At 74.5% G+C, this 17,179-nt stretch carries 15 protein-coding genes, 1 tRNA gene and 1 other RNA gene; 7 read left to right on the top strand and 10 right to left on the bottom strand.

Features of this window, described 5'->3' with window-relative positions; genetic code table 11:
- Nucleotides 1–62: 62 nt before the first annotated feature.
- Both QQY24_RS16810 and ffs read right to left on the bottom strand, forming a co-directional pair.
- Complete coding sequence (locus QQY24_RS16810) at nt 63–2,387, bottom strand: DNA polymerase III subunit gamma and tau (RefSeq protein WP_301973507.1); 2,325 nt, start codon at nt 2,385–2,387, stop codon at nt 63–65.
- Between the two features lie 44 nt (nt 2,388–2,431).
- An RNA gene (gene ffs / locus QQY24_RS16805) (signal recognition particle sRNA small type) lies at nt 2,432–2,528 on the bottom strand.
- Nucleotides 2,529–2,600: 72 nt separating this feature from the next.
- On the opposite strand from ffs, the gene QQY24_RS16800 reads away from it, so the two are divergent.
- From QQY24_RS16800 to QQY24_RS16780, 5 genes are all read left to right on the top strand, one after another.
- Nucleotides 2,601–2,685 (top strand) — tRNA-Ser (locus QQY24_RS16800).
- Between the two features lie 890 nt (nt 2,686–3,575).
- On the top strand, nt 3,576–4,166 hold the full coding sequence (locus QQY24_RS16795) for a hypothetical protein (protein WP_301973506.1): 591 nt from the start codon (nt 3,576–3,578) through the stop codon (nt 4,164–4,166).
- A 14-nt stretch (nt 4,167–4,180) separates the two neighbouring features.
- Nucleotides 4,181–5,470, top strand: a complete 1,290-nt coding sequence (locus QQY24_RS16790; protein ID WP_301973505.1) for a peptidoglycan-binding domain-containing protein — start codon at nt 4,181–4,183, stop codon at nt 5,468–5,470.
- The gene (locus QQY24_RS16785) at nt 5,467–6,195 is read left to right on the top strand and encodes an ABC transporter ATP-binding protein (RefSeq protein WP_301973504.1); all 729 of its coding nucleotides are present in this window, start codon (nt 5,467–5,469) and stop codon (nt 6,193–6,195) included. The genes QQY24_RS16790 and QQY24_RS16785 overlap by 4 nt, the downstream gene beginning before the upstream one ends.
- A gap of 65 nt (nt 6,196–6,260) precedes the next feature.
- A complete protein-coding gene (locus QQY24_RS16780) occupies nt 6,261–7,442 on the top strand; it encodes an ABC transporter permease (protein ID WP_301976269.1) in 1,182 nt (393 codons plus the stop codon).
- A gap of 167 nt (nt 7,443–7,609) precedes the next feature.
- On the opposite strand, the gene QQY24_RS16775 is transcribed toward QQY24_RS16780, so the two are convergent.
- Nucleotides 7,610–7,966, bottom strand: a complete 357-nt coding sequence (locus QQY24_RS16775; RefSeq protein ID WP_301973503.1) for an SH3 domain-containing protein — start codon at nt 7,964–7,966, stop codon at nt 7,610–7,612.
- A 351-nt stretch (nt 7,967–8,317) separates the two neighbouring features.
- Between QQY24_RS16775 and QQY24_RS16770 the strand changes: the two genes are divergently transcribed.
- A complete protein-coding gene (locus tag QQY24_RS16770) occupies nt 8,318–9,961 on the top strand; it encodes an ATP-binding protein (protein ID WP_301973502.1) in 1,644 nt (547 codons plus the stop codon).
- A 72-nt stretch (nt 9,962–10,033) separates the two neighbouring features.
- Here the strand turns inward: QQY24_RS16770 and QQY24_RS16765 are convergent, their stop codons facing one another.
- The 5 genes from QQY24_RS16765 to QQY24_RS16745 form a co-directional block, all read right to left on the bottom strand.
- Nucleotides 10,034–10,741, bottom strand: coding sequence for a response regulator transcription factor (locus QQY24_RS16765; RefSeq protein ID WP_301973501.1), 708 nt, complete (start codon nt 10,739–10,741; stop codon nt 10,034–10,036).
- Nucleotides 10,742–10,801: 60 nt separating this feature from the next.
- Nucleotides 10,802–11,461 (bottom strand): poly-gamma-glutamate hydrolase family protein, encoded by a 660-nt coding sequence (locus QQY24_RS16760; protein WP_301973500.1) that lies wholly within the window; start codon nt 11,459–11,461, stop codon nt 10,802–10,804.
- A gap of 68 nt (nt 11,462–11,529) precedes the next feature.
- Complete coding sequence (locus QQY24_RS16755; protein ID WP_301973499.1) at nt 11,530–13,125, bottom strand: copper resistance CopC/CopD family protein; 1,596 nt, start codon at nt 13,123–13,125, stop codon at nt 11,530–11,532.
- Between the two features lie 132 nt (nt 13,126–13,257).
- Nucleotides 13,258–13,626, bottom strand: a complete 369-nt coding sequence (locus QQY24_RS16750) for a hypothetical protein (protein ID WP_301973498.1) — start codon at nt 13,624–13,626, stop codon at nt 13,258–13,260.
- A gap of 64 nt (nt 13,627–13,690) precedes the next feature.
- Nucleotides 13,691–14,671 carry an NADP-dependent oxidoreductase gene (locus tag QQY24_RS16745; RefSeq protein WP_301973497.1) on the bottom strand — a complete coding sequence of 327 codons (981 nt, stop codon included), beginning with the start codon at nt 14,669–14,671 and terminating at the stop codon, nt 13,691–13,693.
- Between the two features lie 85 nt (nt 14,672–14,756).
- On the opposite strand from QQY24_RS16745, the gene QQY24_RS16740 reads away from it, so the two are divergent.
- Nucleotides 14,757–15,692, top strand: coding sequence for an AraC family transcriptional regulator (locus tag QQY24_RS16740; protein WP_301973496.1), 936 nt, complete (start codon nt 14,757–14,759; stop codon nt 15,690–15,692).
- A gap of 442 nt (nt 15,693–16,134) precedes the next feature.
- Here the strand turns inward: QQY24_RS16740 and QQY24_RS16735 are convergent, their stop codons facing one another.
- Nucleotides 16,135–16,593, bottom strand: a complete 459-nt coding sequence (locus QQY24_RS16735; RefSeq protein ID WP_301973495.1) for a hypothetical protein — start codon at nt 16,591–16,593, stop codon at nt 16,135–16,137.
- A 62-nt stretch (nt 16,594–16,655) separates the two neighbouring features.
- The gene (locus QQY24_RS16730) at nt 16,656–17,051 is read right to left on the bottom strand and encodes a hypothetical protein (protein WP_301973494.1); all 396 of its coding nucleotides are present in this window, start codon (nt 17,049–17,051) and stop codon (nt 16,656–16,658) included.
- Nucleotides 17,052–17,179: the final 128 nt, after the last annotated feature.

The following is a 17,179-nucleotide window of genomic DNA, read 5'->3' as shown; positions in this document are numbered from 1 at the left end:
GCGGCCCGGCCGCCGTCCCCGCCCGCCCCGCCCGCCCTGCCCCGCCTGCCCCGTCCTGTTCGTCATTCGTTCGTGAACTCCTCCACGACCGTCGCCCCCAGTTCCCGCACGATCAGCTCGTGGCCGGAGAGGGCCGACTCGTCCAAGTCGGGGTCGTCGTCCTCCGGGATGTCGTCCTCGGGGGACACGGGGGGCGGCCCGGACGGTCCGGCGGGGCGGGCGGAGGCGGCCGGAGACGGGGCCGGGGGCCGGGCCGACGGGGCGCTGCCCTGCGGGACACCGGGCGCCGGGGCGGCGGAGGACCGGGCAACGGCCCCGGGGCGCGGGGCGGGGGCGCCGTGGCCTCCGCCGGCCGGGGAGCCGTAGCCACCGGCCTGCGCACCACCGCCGTACCCGGCACTCGCGCCGGCCCCGCCGCCGAAGCCCGGGGAGCCGCCGGAGGGCGGGGGCGCGGAGCCGCCCGACGGGTCGACGACCGCCTCGATCTTCCACTGCACGCCGAACTGCTCGGCCAGCGCCTGCCGCAGTACGTCCTCGCTCCCGCTGCTCGCGAAGTTGTCGCGCGCACCGGCGTTGACGAACCCGAGTTGGAGGGTGGTGCCGTCGAAACCGGTCACCTGGGCGTTCTGGCTGAGCAGGATCCAGGTGAAGCGGCGGCGGTTCTTGACGGCCTCCAGGACGTTCGGCCAGAGCGCGCGGGGGTCGGGCGTGCCTGCGGGGGCGGCCGGAACCGGGGCGGAGGGCGCCGCCGGGGCGGGGGGCGCCGGGTACGGGGGCTGCTGCTGGGCCGGGGCGGCCGGACCCTGCGCCTGCTGCGGGCCCGCCGGAGCGGCCGTGGGCCAGCCACCGGGCCGCCGGCCACTGCCGAGGGGTGCCGCGGTGGGCCAGGCCCCGGGGGCGGCGGGGGCGGGTGCCTGCGGGGCGGGGACCGGGGCGGGCGCCGCCGGGGCGGGAGCGGGCGCCGGGACCGCAGCAGGTTCGGGAGCCGGACGGGCCGGAGCCACCGGGCCGCCGGACCCTCCCGGACCGCCGGGTCCCGCCGGTCCGCCGGGGCCCCGCACGGCCGCGCGGGCCACGGCGGGACCGCTGCCGGCCGGTACGGACGCACCGCCACCGGCCGCGCCCGGGCCCGTGTCCGCCCCCGCGCCCGTCCCGCCGCCGGGGCCGGCGTGGGCCCCGGGGCCGGGGACGTACCCCGGGGCGGGCGTGCCGGCGCCGCCCGGGAAGCCGGCGCCGCGCTCCAGGCGGTCGAGGCGGGCCAGGAGGGAGCGCTGGTCGCCGTAGGCGGCGGGGAGCAGGACGCGGGCGCAGATGAGTTCGAGCTGGAGGCGGGGCGAGGTGGCACCGCGCATCTCGGTCAGGCCCTCGTTGACGAGGTCGGCGGCGCGGCTCAGCTCGGCGGCGCCGAAGGTGCCGGCCTGGGCCTGCATGCGCTCCAGGACGTCGGCGGGGGCGTCGAGCAGTCCCTTGTCCGCCGCGTCCGGCACGGCGGCGAGGATCACCAGGTCGCGGAGGCGCTCCAGCAGGTCGGCGACGAAGCGGCGGGGGTCGTTGCCGCCCTCGATGACGCGGTCCACGACCTCGAAGGCGGCGGCGCCGTCGCCGGTGGCGAAGGCCTCGACCACGGAGTCGAGGAGGGAGCCGTCGGTGTAGCCGAGGAGGGAGGTGGCCATGGCGTAGGTCACGCCGTCCTCCCCCGCACCGGCGAGCAGCTGGTCCATGACGGACATGGAGTCGCGCACGGAACCGGCGCCGGCGCGCACGACGAGCGGCAGCACCCCGTCCTCGACCGGAATGTCCTCCTTCCGGCAGACCTCGGCGAGGTAGTCCCGGAGGGTTCCCGGCGGCACCAGCCGGAAGGGGTAGTGGTGGGTGCGCGACCGGATGGTCCCGATGACCTTCTCGGGCTCGGTCGTGGCGAAGATGAACTTGAGGTGCTCCGGAGGCTCCTCGACGACCTTCAGCAGGGCGTTGAAGCCGGCCGACGTGACCATGTGGGCCTCGTCGATGATGTAAATCTTGTACCGGCTGCCCGCGGGGCCGAAGAATGCCTTCTCGCGCAGCTCGCGGGCGTCGTCCACGCCGCCGTGGGAGGCCGCGTCGATCTCGATGACGTCGATCGACCCCGGGCCGTTCCTGGCCAGGTCACGGCAGGACTGGCAGTCGCCGCAGGGAGTCGGGGTGGGACCCTGCTCGCAGTTCAGGCAGCGGGCCAGGATGCGGGCGCTGGTCGTCTTGCCGCAGCCGCGCGGGCCGCTGAACAGGTACGCGTGGTTGACCCGGTTGTTCCGCAGCGCCTGCTGCAGCGGGTCGGTGACATGCTCCTGTCCGATGACCTCGGAAAAGGCCTCCGGGCGATAGCGGCGGTACAGCGCGAGAGACGACACGCTTACGAGGTTATAGGCGCCCACCGACAACCCGCCCCGACGCACGCAAGGGCCCCCCACGCACCCGCCAGAGCCGACCTACCCTTGCTGCCTTCCGGCCCTGGGGGAGTTCAGTCAGATAGCGCCGCGTGAGGGGCTGCGCACAGCCTACCCGATACGGGCCGGTGGGAACGAGTTCGCGAGCACTCCCCTCGGTCATGTAATGTTTGCGCCGGAGGATTCGCCTAGAGGCCTAGGGCGCACGCTTGGAAAGCGTGTTGGGGGCAACCCCTCACGAGTTCGAATCTCGTATCCTCCGCGGTCGCCTGAAAAGGTGGAACGAAGAGCCGAGCCACAACCGTGGCTCGGCTCTTCGGCGTGGATCGGCCGTGTTTCCGGTTGCGTTGACAGCCGGCGATCGGGGTGCCCCGGCGAAAGCCGGGTGGACGCTTCCGCACCCCACGGCGGTGGCCGGCGCCGGCTCGTGACAGCCCCTTGCGGGACCCGGCGGCAGATGTCGCGACGGTTGCCACCGGCGAGCGTCGTGCCCGTGGAGGGCTTCGCCGGCGGACCCGGCCGCGTCCCCCGCGTCCATCGGACTCCGCAGTTCGGCGGGGCGGTACAGGAGGTGCGGCGAGTCCGGGCCGAGGGCACGGTACGGATCGAGAGGGCACGGCCCCGGCGGGCCGCCGCTCCCGTGCCGGCTCCGCGCGGCACCGGTGCGAGGGGCAGCGGCCGGATCGCTGCCACGGGCGTGGGGAAGGCACCCGCCCCGGCTGATCCGGCCGGCCTGGCGACCGGGCTGTTGAAGGCCCCGCCGACGCCTCCCTGACCCGCGTCGCTCGACGGAGGAGCGACCTCCGCCGCGGACACCAGGAGGTCGTCGCAGGGCCGGTGGAACCGGGGCCGTGCATCCTCATGCGGGGTGCCGCTCGTGGCGGCCTCCCGGCCGGTGCCGGGCGGCTCCCGGAGGGCGCGTTCCCGGCCGGTCGCACGACTTCGCGGGACATGATCCCCGTCACGTTCCCGAGCGGACCGTCTCCCCGGGGCGCGTCCGGGTGGCCCCGGTCCCGGGCCCGCCCGGCGGGTCCGCCGGAGCGCGCATCGGTGGGGGACAGGTTCTTCAAAGGTTCTTCATCTCCTTCGGCCTACCGTCGGTCTGCCCGTCGCACACGCGGCCGGGGACGGTGGGAAGAGGGGGAAGAGCCCATGAGGGGCGATCGGGTGTTGCTCGTCGCGGTGGCGTCGGCCGCGGTGTTCGCGGTGGCCGGCTGCGGAGGTGACGACGGGGGCTCGAAGGTGCCCACGGCCGAGGGGGCCGGCTCGTCCGCCCCGGGCGGGAAGGCGGGCGCAGGCGGCGGAAGTGACGTGGCCGCGTACGTCGAGAGCCAGCGCGCGTGGGTCGCGTGCATGCGGAAGCACGGGGTCGACCTGCCGGACCCGGACTCCAAGGGGCGGGTCGACATGTCCGGGCAGGGCCTCGCCCTGAAGAAGGACCCGAAGTTCATCGGCGCGACCACGAAGTGCGCCGACCTCAAGGGCGCGGTCCCGGAGGGGCTGGAGGAGGCCAACGAGCCCAAGCTCACGCCCGCGCAGATCAAGGTCAAGCGCGACTACGCCACCTGCATGCAGAAGCACGGCGCACCCGACTTCCCCGACCCGGGTCCGGACGGTTACGGCGGCAACGACAACTCCGGCCGGTCCGAGTGGGACCAGACGTCGGCCGGTGCCAAGCGGGCCGCCCGCGTCTGTGCGCCGATCATCGGCGAACCGGCCAACCCGCCGGCCGGCAAGGGCTGATCGTGGCCGGGACGGTGACGCACACCGAGGACGCGCCCGGGGCGCCTCCCGCGCCGCCTCCGCCGCGCGGCCGGTACGGCCGGCGCACGGCGCTGGTCGTCGTGGCCGTGGTCGTCGTGGCGGCGGTCGCCGCGGTGGGGGCCCTGGGGCTCGGCGGCGGGGAGGAGGGTCCCGGCGCACCGCCCCGGTCGGGTTCCCTCGTCCCGGTCACCCGGCGGACGCTGGCCGAGCGGACGCAGGTGGACGGCCAGTTGGGCTACGGCACGGAGATCCCGCTGCCGGTCAGGGCCACGGGCACGGTGACCTGGCTGCCCGAGCAGGGCGCGACCGTCGGGCGCGGCGGCACGCTGCTGCGCGTCGACGACCGGCCGGTCGTCCTGCTGTACGGGATGCTGCCGATGTACCGGGACATCGGCCTGGTCGCGCGGACGAGCGGCCAGGAGGGCGGCCGGGACCCGGACGGACGGCCGCCGGCGCAGCAGGACCCGGGGCAGAAGGCGGGCGGGGGCGGCACCTCCCCGGCTTCCTCCGCGGCACCGGCGCCGGGGGGCGCCGGTGCCGCCGCGGGCGCCGGCCCGAATCCGGCGCCGCGGGAGCTGCGGGGCATGGACGTCATGCAGTTCGAGACCAACCTGGCGGCCCTGGGCTACACCGGGTTCACCGTGGACGAGCGGTTCACCGCCGCCACCGCCCGGGCGGTCGGGCGCTGGCAGAGGTCGCTCGGACTGCCCGTGACCGGGGCGGTCGGCGTCGGGGACGTCGTCTACTCCTCCGGCAGGGTGCGGATCGGGCACGCGGGGGTGCGCCCGGGTTCGGCGGCCGGCGAGAACACGCTGACCTGCACCGGCACCTCGCGCAAGGTCGTCGTCAACGCCTCGGCGGCGGACGCCGCCTGGGCGGTGCGCGGCACGGACGTCGAGGTCGGGCTGCCCGGCGGCACGTCCGTCAGGGGCACGGTCGCGTCGGTGGGGAAGCAGGCGACCGCGCCCGGGACCGGCGGGGACGAGGGGGGCGGCCCGGGAGCCGCCGACGCGACGGTGCCGGTGACCGTGACCGTCCGGGACCAGAAGGCCCTGGGGCGGCTGGAGAGCGGGCCGGTGACCGTGGAGTACGTCGGCCGCGAGGCCAAGGACGTGCTGAGCGTGCCCGTGTCCGCGCTGGTCGCCCTCGCCGGGGGCGGCTACGGGCTGGAGACGCGGGACGGCCGGTTCGTCGCCGTCAGGACGGGGCTGTTCGCGGACGGGGACGTGGAAGTGAGCGGCACCGCCGTCCACGAGGGCATGAAGGTGAGGATCCCGGAGTGACCGGCTCGAACGGGGAGAGCGGCACCTCCCGGGTGGTCCTGGAGTTCGACGCGGTCCGCAAGACGTATCCGGGCGGAGTGGCCGCGGTGCGCGACGTGAGCCTGCGGATCGGACGGGGCGAACTCGTCGCCGTCGTCGGCCCGTCGGGGTCGGGGAAGTCCAGCATGCTCAACCTGATGGGCAGCCTCGACCGCCCCTCCTCGGGACGGGTGCTGATCGACGGCCACGACGTGGCCCGGCTGTCGGACCGGGAGGTGTCCGCGCTGCGCGCCACCCGGATCGGTTTCGTCTTCCAGCAGTTCCACCTGGCGGTCGGTGTGCCCGTGCTCGACGCGGTGGCGGACGGCCTGCTCTACGCCGGCGTCCCGGTGCGCCACCGCCGCGCCAGGGCGGCCGCCGCGCTGGCCCGGGTCGGGCTCAGCCACCGTGTCCACCACCTGCCGCAGCAGCTCTCCGGCGGCGAGCGGCAGCGGGTCGCGGTCGCCCGCGCGGTGGCCGGTGAGCCGTCCGTCCTGCTGGCGGACGAACCGACCGGCAACCTCGACTCCGCGTCGGGCACCGCCGTGCTGGACCTGTTGCGCGAACTGCACGCGGCGGGCACCACGGTGGTGATCATCACGCACGACCGGGAGATCGCCGCCGAACTGCCCCGACGCATCGAGATGCGCGACGGCCGCGTGGTCGCCGACACCGCCCGGGGCGCGGCGACCGGGGCGGTCCGGTGACGGGCCGCACGGACCGCGCGACGCGTCCCGCGGCCGGCCCGGGAGGCGGGCCGCCGCGGTCCCGGCTGCGTGCCGCGCGCCTCGGCCCCGCCGACGTCGTACGCCTCGGCGGCACCGGGCTGCGGACCCGCCCCCTGCGGGTCTTCCTCTCCGCCCTCGGCATCGCCATCGGCGTCGCGGCCATGATCGCGGTGGTCGGCATCTCCGGGTCCGGACAGGCGGAGGTGGACCGCCGCCTCGACGCGCTCGGCACCAACCTGCTGCGGGTCGCCCCGGGCCAGAGCCTGAGCGGCGAGCGGGCCCGGCTGCCGTACGAGGCGGTGCCGATGATCCGCCGGATCCCGCCCGTGCGGCAGGTCGCCGCGACCGGGGCGCTCGGCGCGCACCTCTACCGCAACGAGCACATCGCCGTCGGCCGCACCGGTTCCCTCGACGTCCTCGCGGCCGGCCGCGGCCTGCTCCCGGCCGTCGGCGGCCGGGTCCGCGCGGGCCGCTGGCTGGACGCGGCCACGGAGCGGTACCCGGCGGTCGTCCTCGGCGCCACGGCCGCCCAGCGCCTCGACGTGTACGCCCCTGGGACCCGGGTCTGGATCGGCGGCCGCTGGTTCTCGCTCGTCGGCGTCCTCGACCCCGTGCCGCTGGCGCCGGAGCTGGACGGCGCCGCGCTGGTCGGCTGGCCGGCGGCCCGGACGTACCTGCGCTTCGACGGCCACCCCTCGATGGTGTACGTCCGCAGCGAGGACAGCGAGGTCACGGCGGTGCGGTCGGTGCTGGCGGCCACGGCGTACCCGGAGAAGCCGGACGAGGTGCGGATCTCCCGGCCCTCCGACGCCCTGGCCGCCCGCGAGGCCACCGAGTCCGCGCTCACCGGCCTGCTGCTGGGGCTCGGCGGGGTGGCGCTGCTGGTGGGCGGGGTCGGCGTGGGCAACACCATGGTCATCTCGGTCCTGGAGCGCCGCCCGGAGATCGGTCTGCGCCGGGCCCTCGGGGCGACCCGGGGCCAGATCCGCACCCAGTTCGTGACGGAGTCGCTGCTGCTGTCCCTGATCGGCGGACTCGGCGGAACGGTCCTCGGGACGCTGATCACGGCGGGTTACGCCCTCAGCCGCGACTGGCCGACGGTCGTGCCGGCCTGGGCGAGCGCGGCCGGTGTCGGCTCGACCCTGTTCATCGGGATGATCGCCGGTCTGTACCCGGCGGTGCGGGCGAGCAGGCTCTCGCCGACGGAGGCGCTGTCCGCGCCGTGAGCCGCGCCCGCCCGGAGGAGACGGCCGGCGGGGCGGCGGGCGGACGGGACGGGGGGCGGACGGGACGGGGGCGGCCTCCTGGGAGACCGCCCCCGTCGTGCCGTCGCTTCGATGACGTGTTGTCGCTCCGGCCCGGCCGGCAGTCCCCGGGGCTGCCGGGGCGGGGCCTAGAAGCCGCAGTAGTCGAAGCTGCCGCCGTTGCTCAGCAGGTCGTCGCGGATCCAGCCGTAGACGGCGTCGGTGTCGTTGCGGACGAACGTCCAGGTGTAGCCGTCGTTGCCCACGGTGTAGCAGTGGTAGTCGAGCCGGTCGTTGCTGTAGGCGATGCCCCGGCTCGCGCAGCCGGTGCTGGAACCGGTCCGCTCGTTGGCGCCGTTGGCGTAGTAGCCCCAGGACGAGTCGTCCTGGTCGCTGGGCGAGGAGCCGCAGGCCGCGTGCGCGGAGGCCGAGGTGGCCGTGGCCACCGGGACCGCCAGGGCGGCCAGGGCCACCGCTGGGATGAGCGCGGCGAGTCGACGTTTCACTTTTACCCCCATGTGTGTTGGTACGTCAGCAGTGCGGCTCCGGCACCGGAAGGGACACCGGAGCGGGTGGCGCGGCCACCGCACCCGTCGGAATGCGGCGGCGTAAGCACCCTCGCCCCCCGCCGGGGACTGAAGAAAGCATTCCGTCACCAATGGCCGTTTTCCACCCCTGCGAGACCTAAAGGGGATGCAGGGGTGAATCCGCCATTCCTCGGGCGTACTGGCCGAAGAACCACCCAAATCGGGCACACCCGGCCGACCGCCGGGACGCCCCGCTACCGTGGGAAACCCGACGCCCGAAGGAGCTCCGTTGAGCGCACGCGTCCCGACGACCGGGGCGGGGGGAGGGCGGTGAGCTTCCGGCTGCGGGTCCTGGGCCTGCTCATGCTGGTCGCCCTGACCGCCACCGCCGCCACCGCCTGGCTCACCCTGCGCCAGGCCAACCGCCAGGTGCGGGAGACCGTCGCCGCCGGCCGGCAGGAGGTCTCCCGCATCACCGGTGAGCTGCGCGCGTACGGATTCGCCCACGGCACCTGGGACGGGCTGCCGCCGACGGTGCGCGACCTCGCCGGGGACACCGGGCAGCGCATCCGGGTCGTCACCGAGGCCGGCACCCTGCTCGCCGACTCCGACGCCCTCGCGGGCCGCGAGCCCCGCCCGCTGGGCGGCCAGCCCCCGGTGGTGGTCGACGCACGGCCCGTGCTGAGCCTCCCCGGCGGACAGGTGCCCCGGCTCTCGGCGAAGCTGGCGGCCACCGCGATCGCCGACTACCGCTCCTCGGTCGCGTACGCCGCCTGCCTGACCCGGGCGGGCGCCGAAGTGGCGGCCCGGCGGGACGGCATGGGCGTCCCCCGTGTCACCACCGGCCACCGGTCCGCGCGGTGCGAGGAGCCGCCCCGCGGGTCCGACCCGCGCACCCCGCAGGACCTCGACGCGCTTCGCGCCTGCACGTCCGCGCGGCCCGTCGCCCCCTGCCTCCAGCGGGTCTTCAACGAGCGGACCGCCTCCGTCGCCCCGCCCCGCCTCGAGGTCCGCCTGGGCTACCGGGACGAGTCCCCGCCCGCCCTGGCCGCCGCACCCGCCGCCGCCGTCGCGGTCGGGGTCGCCCTGGCCGCCGTCCTCGGCGCGCTGCTGCTGAGCCGGGCGGTGCTGCGCCCGGTCCGGGCCATGACGCTCGCCGCCAAGGGGCTCGGCGAGGGCGACCTGGGGCGCCGCGTCCCGGTCTCCGGCCGGGACGAGATCGCCCAGCTCGGCGGTGCCTTCAACCGCATGGCCGACTCCATCCAGGCCGGCGAGGAACGCCAGCGCCGGCTCACCGGGGACATCGCGCACGAGCTGCGCACCCCGCTGGCCAACCTACGCGGCTACCTGGAGGCCCTGCGGGACGGGGTCGTCGAGCCGACGCCCGAGCTGCTCGCCTCCCTCCACGAGGAGGCGCTGCTCCAGCAGCGGATCGTGGACGACCTCCAGGACCTGGCCCTCGCGGAGGCCGGGGCGCTCACGTACCACCACCGCGCGGTCGACCTGCGCGAGCTGCTGGAGGCCGGCCGGACCGCCCACCGCGCCCGGGCCGGGACGGCGGGCGTCGCCCTGGAACTCCGGGTGCCCCACCCGGTGCACGTGCTCGGCGACCCGGACCGGCTCCGCCAGGTCGTCGGCAACCTGCTGGGCAACGCGCTGCGCGCCACGGGGGCCGGCGGCACCGTGACGCTGGTCCTGTCCCGGCGGCGCGGCTCGGCCGTCGTGGAGGTCCGGGACACCGGTACGGGCATCCCGGAGGCGGACCTGCCGCACCTCTTCGACCGCTTCTGGCGGGCGGACCCCTCCCGGGGCCGGGCGACCGGCGGCAGCGGCCTGGGACTGTCCATCGCCCGGCAGATCGTCACCGACCACGGCGGGACGATCGACGTGCGCAGCACGGTCGGGGCCGGCACGACGTTCACGATCACCCTGCCGGAGGCTGCGGGGGACGACGGCGCGTCAGGGGCGGGCTGAGCGGCCGCCGCCGGGCGGAACCGGGCTCCGGCGCACCACGGCACGCGGAGCGCCGACCGGAGCGCCGGCGCGTCAGGTGCGGGCCGGGTCGCCACCGTCCGCGAGGCGGTAGCCCCGCCCGTACACCGTCTCCAGGTGGCGGGGCCGGGCCGGGTCCGACTCCAGCTTGCGGCGCAGGTTCATCACGTGCGCGTCGACGGTCCGCTCCAGCACGTCCCGGTCGAAGCCGAAGACGCGCTCGATGATCTGCGCCCGGGTGAAGACCCGGCCCGGTTCCCGCGCCAGCGTCTCCAGGACGGCGAACTCCTTCGCGGTCAGCGCCACCGGCCGTCCCGCCACCCGGACCTCGAAGCGCGCGGTGTCCAGCTCCACCTCGCCCACCCGCAGCACCGCGGGCTCCGCCGCGCCGCCGGACCTCCTGGACCGGCGCAGCAGCGCCCGCACCCGGGCGGTCAGTTCGCGGGGGCTGTACGGCTTGGTCAGGTAGTCGTCGGCGCCGAGGTCCAGGCCGAGGAGCATGTCCTCCTCGGTGGTGCGCGCGGTGAGCAGCAGGATCGGCACGTCCGACTCGGCGCGCAGGATGCGGCACACGTCCAGGCCGTCGACCACCGGCAGCATCACGTCGAGGACGATGAGGTCCGGCCGCGCGGACCGGGCCCGCTCCAGCGCCGCGCGGCCGTCGGCCACGACCTGCACCGCGTTCCCTTCGCGTTCCAGGTAGATCCGGATCAGCCGGGACTGCTTCCCGTCGTCCTCCGCGACCAGAATCCGAGCGTTCACCAGCCCTCCCCCGGCAAGGCCCTGCGCCTTCCCGAACCGTAGTGCACAAGCGGCCGGTGACTACCTGCCCGGACCGGCCGCAAGGCGCTCGATCCCGGCCACGAGGGCGTCCGCCACCTCCGGACGGGGCCGGTCCGGGGTCCCCGGGCCGCGTTCGGGCCGGTGGGTCCGCGCGCTCAGCGGGAGTTCGAGCTGGACGCCCTTGTCCCGGGCGAGGTTCACGGGGTTGCGGGGGTGGAGGCCGCGCAGTCCCGTGGGGATGCGGTCCAGGTCCGTCACGGCGTCGAAGTCCGGGGCGAGCAGGGTGAGGCTGTGCCCCAGGGTGCGGGCCGCCCCGCGGTTGCCGCCGCCCAGGAAGACCGAGCGGGGGGCCGCGGGCCGGAAGTGGCCGTGCAGGGAGACCACCAGGCAGACGTGGGAGAGGAAGCGGTCCAGGGACGCGCAGGGGGCGGACGCCATCCGGTGCGAGGGGATGTGGACCGGGTCGCCGGCCGGCTGGGTGAAGACCAGTGCGGTCGCGCCCGCGCGGGCCGCCACCTCCCGGGCCAGCTCCGCCGTGCCGCCCTCCCTGCTTCCGTGCAGGGCCAGCACTCCGACGTCCGACCGGAGCGTGAGAGCGGCGGCGAACTCCACTCCCTCGATCGTCACGCGCTCACTCGTCACCCCGTCGGGCACCGGCCCTTCGGAGACCAGTCGTTCGGAGACCGGTCGTTCGGACACCGGTCGTTCGTGGTCGTATGGCATCTCGTCCTCTCCGGGCGGCCGGGAGGCGGTGTGCCGCCGGCCCGTCACCGGGTCACCCGCACGGACCGGGACACGGTCACCTGGTCCACCTCCGACACCCTCACCGTCACCTTCATGGTCCACGTTCCCGCCATCGGCAACGCGAAGGAGTCGGCGGCCCAGTAACCGCCCCGGTCGGTGACGCCGGTGTCCAGGGGGCCGATCCGCCGGGCGGGGAGGACCAGGGCGACGCGGAGTTCGGGCACCGAGGACAGGCCGCCGTCGGGGCCGTAAACCACCGCCTGGACGGAGTTCGCGCCGACCCGGCCGGGCTCCAGGGTGATCTGGACCCTGCCGTGGCCGCCGGGGGTGCCGACGTCGAAGGGGACCGTGGTGACCGAGGCGGCCGGGACGCCGGCCGCCGGTGCCGCCGACCGCGCCGCCTCGGCCGCCGCCCGGGCCGGCGGGGTACTCGTCAGGAGAGTGGTCAGGACGAGGACCACCATGCCCACGGCTACCTCCGCCAGCACCGAGCGGCGCAGGTGGCGGTGCGCGGCCGGCGCGGGAGGGGCGACGGGCGTGTCCGGCCCCGGCTGCACGGGGGCGTGCGGCGCGGGGGCGCAGGCCGGTCCGGGAGGGGCCGCCGGTCCGGGGGAGCAGGCCGGTCCGGCGGGGAGGGGGGCCGGTTTGGGGACCCGGGCCCGGGGCGGTGCCGCCGGGCGGGACGTCCAGCGCCGGGAGTGGGACGCGGCCGTGAGCAGCAGGGTCACCGCCGCCGGCTTGGCCAGCAGGAGGCGGCCGTAGGGGGTGCCGGTGAGCGCCTGCCAGGAGCCGAGGCCGCGCCAGGACTGGTAGGTGCCGGTCACCACCAGGACGGTCACCGAGGCGAGGGCCGGCGTGGAGAAGCGGGGCACCACGTGGGGCGGCAGCGCGGCCGGGTCCGCGCGCACCCGGCGCAGGGTGGCCAGCAGGGCCGTCAGCCCGCCCAGCCAGGCCGCCGCCGCCAGCAGGTGGAGCGTGGTGGAGACGACGGCGAGGGGGACCTGGGGGCCGGCCGAGGCGTGTTCGGCCGCCGCCCAGGTCAGGCAGAGCGCGACGGAGAGGGCTGTGCCGCCCGCGAGGACGGTCCGGCGGGGCACCCCGCGCCACCGGGCGGGCGGGGCGAGCGCGCAGGCCGCCGCCAGCAGCAGGAGCGCCGCGCGGGCGAGGAGGAGTTCCCCGGGACGGGTCGTCGCGGTGCGGGCGAGGCAGGAGAGGGCGAGCGCGCGGGCCGGGGAGGTGCCCTCCTCGTACGGGGCGCGCAGGAGGAACAGGGCGAGGGTCGCCGCCAGCACCGTCCACCAGGCGGCGCGGGCCGGGGCGCGCGGGTGGGCGGTCACCGGCGGGCGGCAGTACGCCACGAACGCGGCCGTGCCGAGGAGGACGGCCAGCGCGAGGCGGGCGAGGTGGCGGGCGATGGTGTGGAGCGCCGTCGTGACCGGGTCCTCCGTGCGCCGCGGGAGCACCGCGGCCGTGGTCGCCGTGCGCCTGCCCACGGAGAACGTGAGCGCGCCCGACACCGGATGGCTGTCCGCCGACACCACCCGCCAGGCCACCGTGTACGTGCCGTCGCGCAGCCCGGCCGGCAGGGGGACCCGGACCGCGTCGGAGCGGCCGGGCACGTCGCTTCTCTCGGGATAGCTGGCGTGGACTGGAGTGAATCCGCAGGTAGCGACGGTTCGGCTGTCCGCGACACGTGTCGCGGACAGCCGAACCGTCGCCAATCTGAGCTGGTGTCATTGGTTGTCTCGGCGTCAGCGGTTTTCCCGTGGCTCCATGGAACCCACCTGTTCCATGCGCCGGGTCTCCCGCTCTGCTGCTTCCAAGTGCCCGAGGTCAAGGGCCATCGCGGCGCGCTCGGCGACGTAGTAGACGTCCTGGCGGATCCGACAGTCCAACCCTGGTTGGCGACACAAGGCCAGGAACCGTACTTCGAGACTGAGTTCGATGCGGCCCATCTCGTCCCGGACGTGGACCGGGAGTGCGGCGTGCCGGAGGTCCTTGGCGTAGTCACGCGTCTGCCGGTCGGCCTCGTCGGGCCGGGCTTCGACGGGCGGAGCGCGAGCGTGACCTGCGGAATTCCGAACAGATCTCCACGACCAGCAGTCGAGTCGAACCGGCATGCCGAGGTCATCCTCACCAGGCCCGCTCAGCACCCCGAAAGCGAGGCGGGGGCGGCTTCTCTGCTCAGACAGTTACGACGATCTTGCCGAGCGGGTGCCTGCGGGCATAGTCGATTGCCGCTTCGACGCCGTCGTCGAGTGAGTATCGGCGGGCGATCGGGGTGGAGAGTCGGCCCGCGGTTGCGGCCTCGGCGACGGCCCATGCGCCGTTGGTCTCATCGCCCATTTGCATCACGAAGGCCAGTTCCACGTCGTCGCGTTCCAGTTGCCGGGGCTCCGGCGGGGGGAAGACGATTGAGATCAGCCGGCCGCCCGGGCGCAGGCTGCGTGCCGCCGTAGGCAGGCCGTCGGCGAAGAGCGCAAGGTTGAGGACGACGTCGACGCCGGTGGGGTAGCCGTCGTAGCCGACCGTGTGGTGGGCTCCGAGGCTGCGCAGCAGTTCAGCGGCCTCGGTCGTGCGGGCGGTGGCCGTGATCTCGGCGCCGGCTGTGGCCAGGTTCGGAATGAGGGTCAGGCCGACCGCGCCGGTGGCGCCGATGACGAGGACGGACTCGCCGGGGCGAATTTTCGCGGTGTCCATGATGGCCAGTGTGGTGCCGCCCGCGATCGGCAGGGACGCGGCCTGCTCTGTGCCGAGGGCGGCCGGGCGGTGGCCCAGTGCAGGCGTGTCCGCCTCGAAGACCGCGTAGTCGGCGAGGGCACCGGTGCTCAGTGACGGCCGTACGGGGTCGGCGGCGAGGCGCAGCTGGCGGGGCAGGGCCATGCCGAAGATCTCGTCGCCCACGCGGAAGCGGGTGACGTCCGGTCCGGCTTCGGTGACGGTGCCCGCGAACTCGTTGCCGAGTGTGTAGGGGAACTGCAGGTCGACCAGTTCGCGATAGCCGCCGGTGACGACGCGCATGTCGGTGGGGTTGATCGTCGAGGTGGCGATCTTCACCAGGATCTGGCCGGGGCCGGGGCGTGGGATGGGGAGCTCGGCGATCGTGAGTTGCTCGGGATCTCCGTAGCCGGTCGCGACGAGTGCCCGCATGGTATCGGTTGTCATGACTTCACCGTATGGAGCATCCTGTGAGCAGTCGATGCTTGAACTACTCACTTTCTTGCTTGTTTGCGTCATCTAATCTGGGCGCATGGATCTCGTTGCGGACGTGTTGGAGATCTCCGGCGTGCGGGGCACGATCGGCGCACGGATCGAGGCGGGCGGGAGCTGGTCGATCCCGGTGACAGAGTGCACTACGGCAGTTCTGCACGTGGTTACCGCCGGCAGCGCCTGGCTCGAAAGCAGACACTTGTCGCCGCAGTGCCTGGAGCTGGCGGTGGGCGACGTGGTGCTCATGCCGTACGGGCCGTCACACATGCTTAGCAGCGCGCCAGGGACGGGTACTTCAGTAGCAGCCGAGCCGGCGATGGCGGCCCGGGCGCTCGAGACGGGTGAGGTGATTCGCCTGGGGTCACAGCCCGCCCGCACCCGCATCCTGACCATCAGCTACGACTGCGACCACACGGTGCGGACCCAGGTCCTCGGCGCGCTGCCGGAGGTGGTGCACATCCGCGGGGACCAGGGTGAGGCCGGTTTCGACGACACCGTCCGGATGATCGGGCGAGAACTGAGTCGCCCACTAATAGCGGGGAGAGCGGTGCTGAACAGCCTGGTCGACGTCATGCTCGTGCAACTCATGCGCGCCTGGCTCCCTACCCGGTCCGGACATCGTGGCACCTGGCTCGGAGTGCTCGAAGACCCGCTCGTGCGCAGCGCGATGGAACGTTTGCACGCCGAGCCCGGACAGCCGTGGACCACCACAACGCTGGCTTCCGCTCTCGGCGTTTCCCGGGCGACCCTGTCCCGCCGGTTCCCGGCAGCCATCGGGCAGAGCCCGGCCACCTACCTGACACAGTGGCGTATGGATCTGGCAGCGGTTCGCCTGCGCAAGACCCAAGACCCGGTCGAGTCCATCGCCGCAGCAGTCGGCTATCAGTCGACCCCCGCCTTCCACAGGGCTTTCGCCCGTTCGCACGGTGTGACACCTGGGCGATACCGCGCCGAGCGGCGCAGGGGCAGTTACTGAAAACGGCTGCAGCTCCTTTCGAGGGGTAGGCTGAGCTGCGCATTCGCCGGTTCGACTCGACTGCTGGTCGTGGAGATCCGTTCGGAATCCCGCAGGTCACGCTCGCGCTCCGCATGCAGATCGACAGCGTAGGAGACGCAGGTCGCCGCGCCAGCCGCCTTGGTGGCCCAGTCGATCACTCGAGAGCACCCCGATCCGCAGTTCACGCAGGTAGAGCCGTCCCCCGAAGGGAGCTACACCCAACGGTTTTCCCGGGCTCAGCGGACGAACTCATGCCGGCTCGGTGCGGCTCATGATCTCCTCTCACAGCTCGGGTGTCCGCGACGGGGGCTTCTTGATCATTGCGGGTAGCCAACGTGCTGGTCATGGTGGCGGACAACATGGCGCATCTGGTGATCAACGCCGCCGCCCTGAAGTGATGGGGGTGACGGCGATGACGCGGTCAGCGGTTGAGCTGAGCCATCAGCTCACGGTTGGCGGCGCGGGCGGCTTCGGGGTCCTCGTCCCGTTCCGCGAGTTCGCCGCGAAGATCGAGAACCTGCTGTTCCAGCTCGGTGGTGCGGCGTGTGAGCGTCTCGACGTCGGCTGGGGCGCCGAGGCCGGAGGCCTCCCAAGCCGTCTGGCCCAGGGTCTCGGACAGGCGCCGTTCGAGTCGGGTGATGTGGGCGGACAGTCGCCCGTTGCGGGCGGTGAGGTTCGCGACGTCGGCCAGCAGCGACTTGCGGCTGACCTGCGTTCCGGTGGTCGTCTGGGCCGGGGGCCGGCCCGCGCGGGCGATGACGGCCGCGTGCAGGTCTCCGTGGCGGTGAATCAGGCTGCGGTGGACGCCGGCGGCGCGGGCCACCGACGAGACGCTGATCTCCTCGCCGGCGGTAGTCAGTTGGTCAAGGGCTTCGAACACCCGGTTTCGGCGACGGTCGGAGTCCGCGGCCCGCGCTCGAACCAGGTGGTCCGGTGATGTGCTCACGCGTCGCGCTCCAGCCGCAAATCCGGCTCAGGCGGACGGATGCCGGGCATGCCCGGGGAGACGGTGCGGGACTTGCGCAGGGTCTGGGTGGCGTCCTTGATCTGTTCGCGCTCGTCCATGTCGTGCCTGCGCAGCGCGAAGTCGTCGGGCAGGTCGGCGAGGATTTCGCCGGGCCGGGTCGGGCCCAGGTCGCGGATTTCGCGCAGGAACCGGCTGGTGAAGCGGCAGACCGTCGTGCGGCGGAAAGCGCTGATCTCGCCGGTGTGCGCGAGGTGAGCCACGTACTGCGTGAACGTCTCGATGTCGCTTCGGCCAAGCGCGGCCATGTCCGCTCCGTCGTCCCGACGGGAGCGGACCAGGCTCTGGGAGAGGTAGCGCAGGCAGAGGATCATGAACGCCGTCGGCCAGGCCGGCCCGACGGGAGAGCCGGTCGAAGAGGTCGTTCAGGGCTCCCGGAGGCATGGGCGCCCCCAGTGGGGGCCGGCCTGCCCGTCGCGTCCCTCGCCGCCCACGTCGCCCA

The sequence above is a fragment of the Streptomyces sp. TG1A-8 genome, assembly GCF_030499535.1.
GTDB lineage: Bacteria > Actinomycetota > Actinomycetes > Streptomycetales > Streptomycetaceae > Streptomyces.
This window is presented reverse-complemented; position numbering and strand designations above follow the sequence as displayed.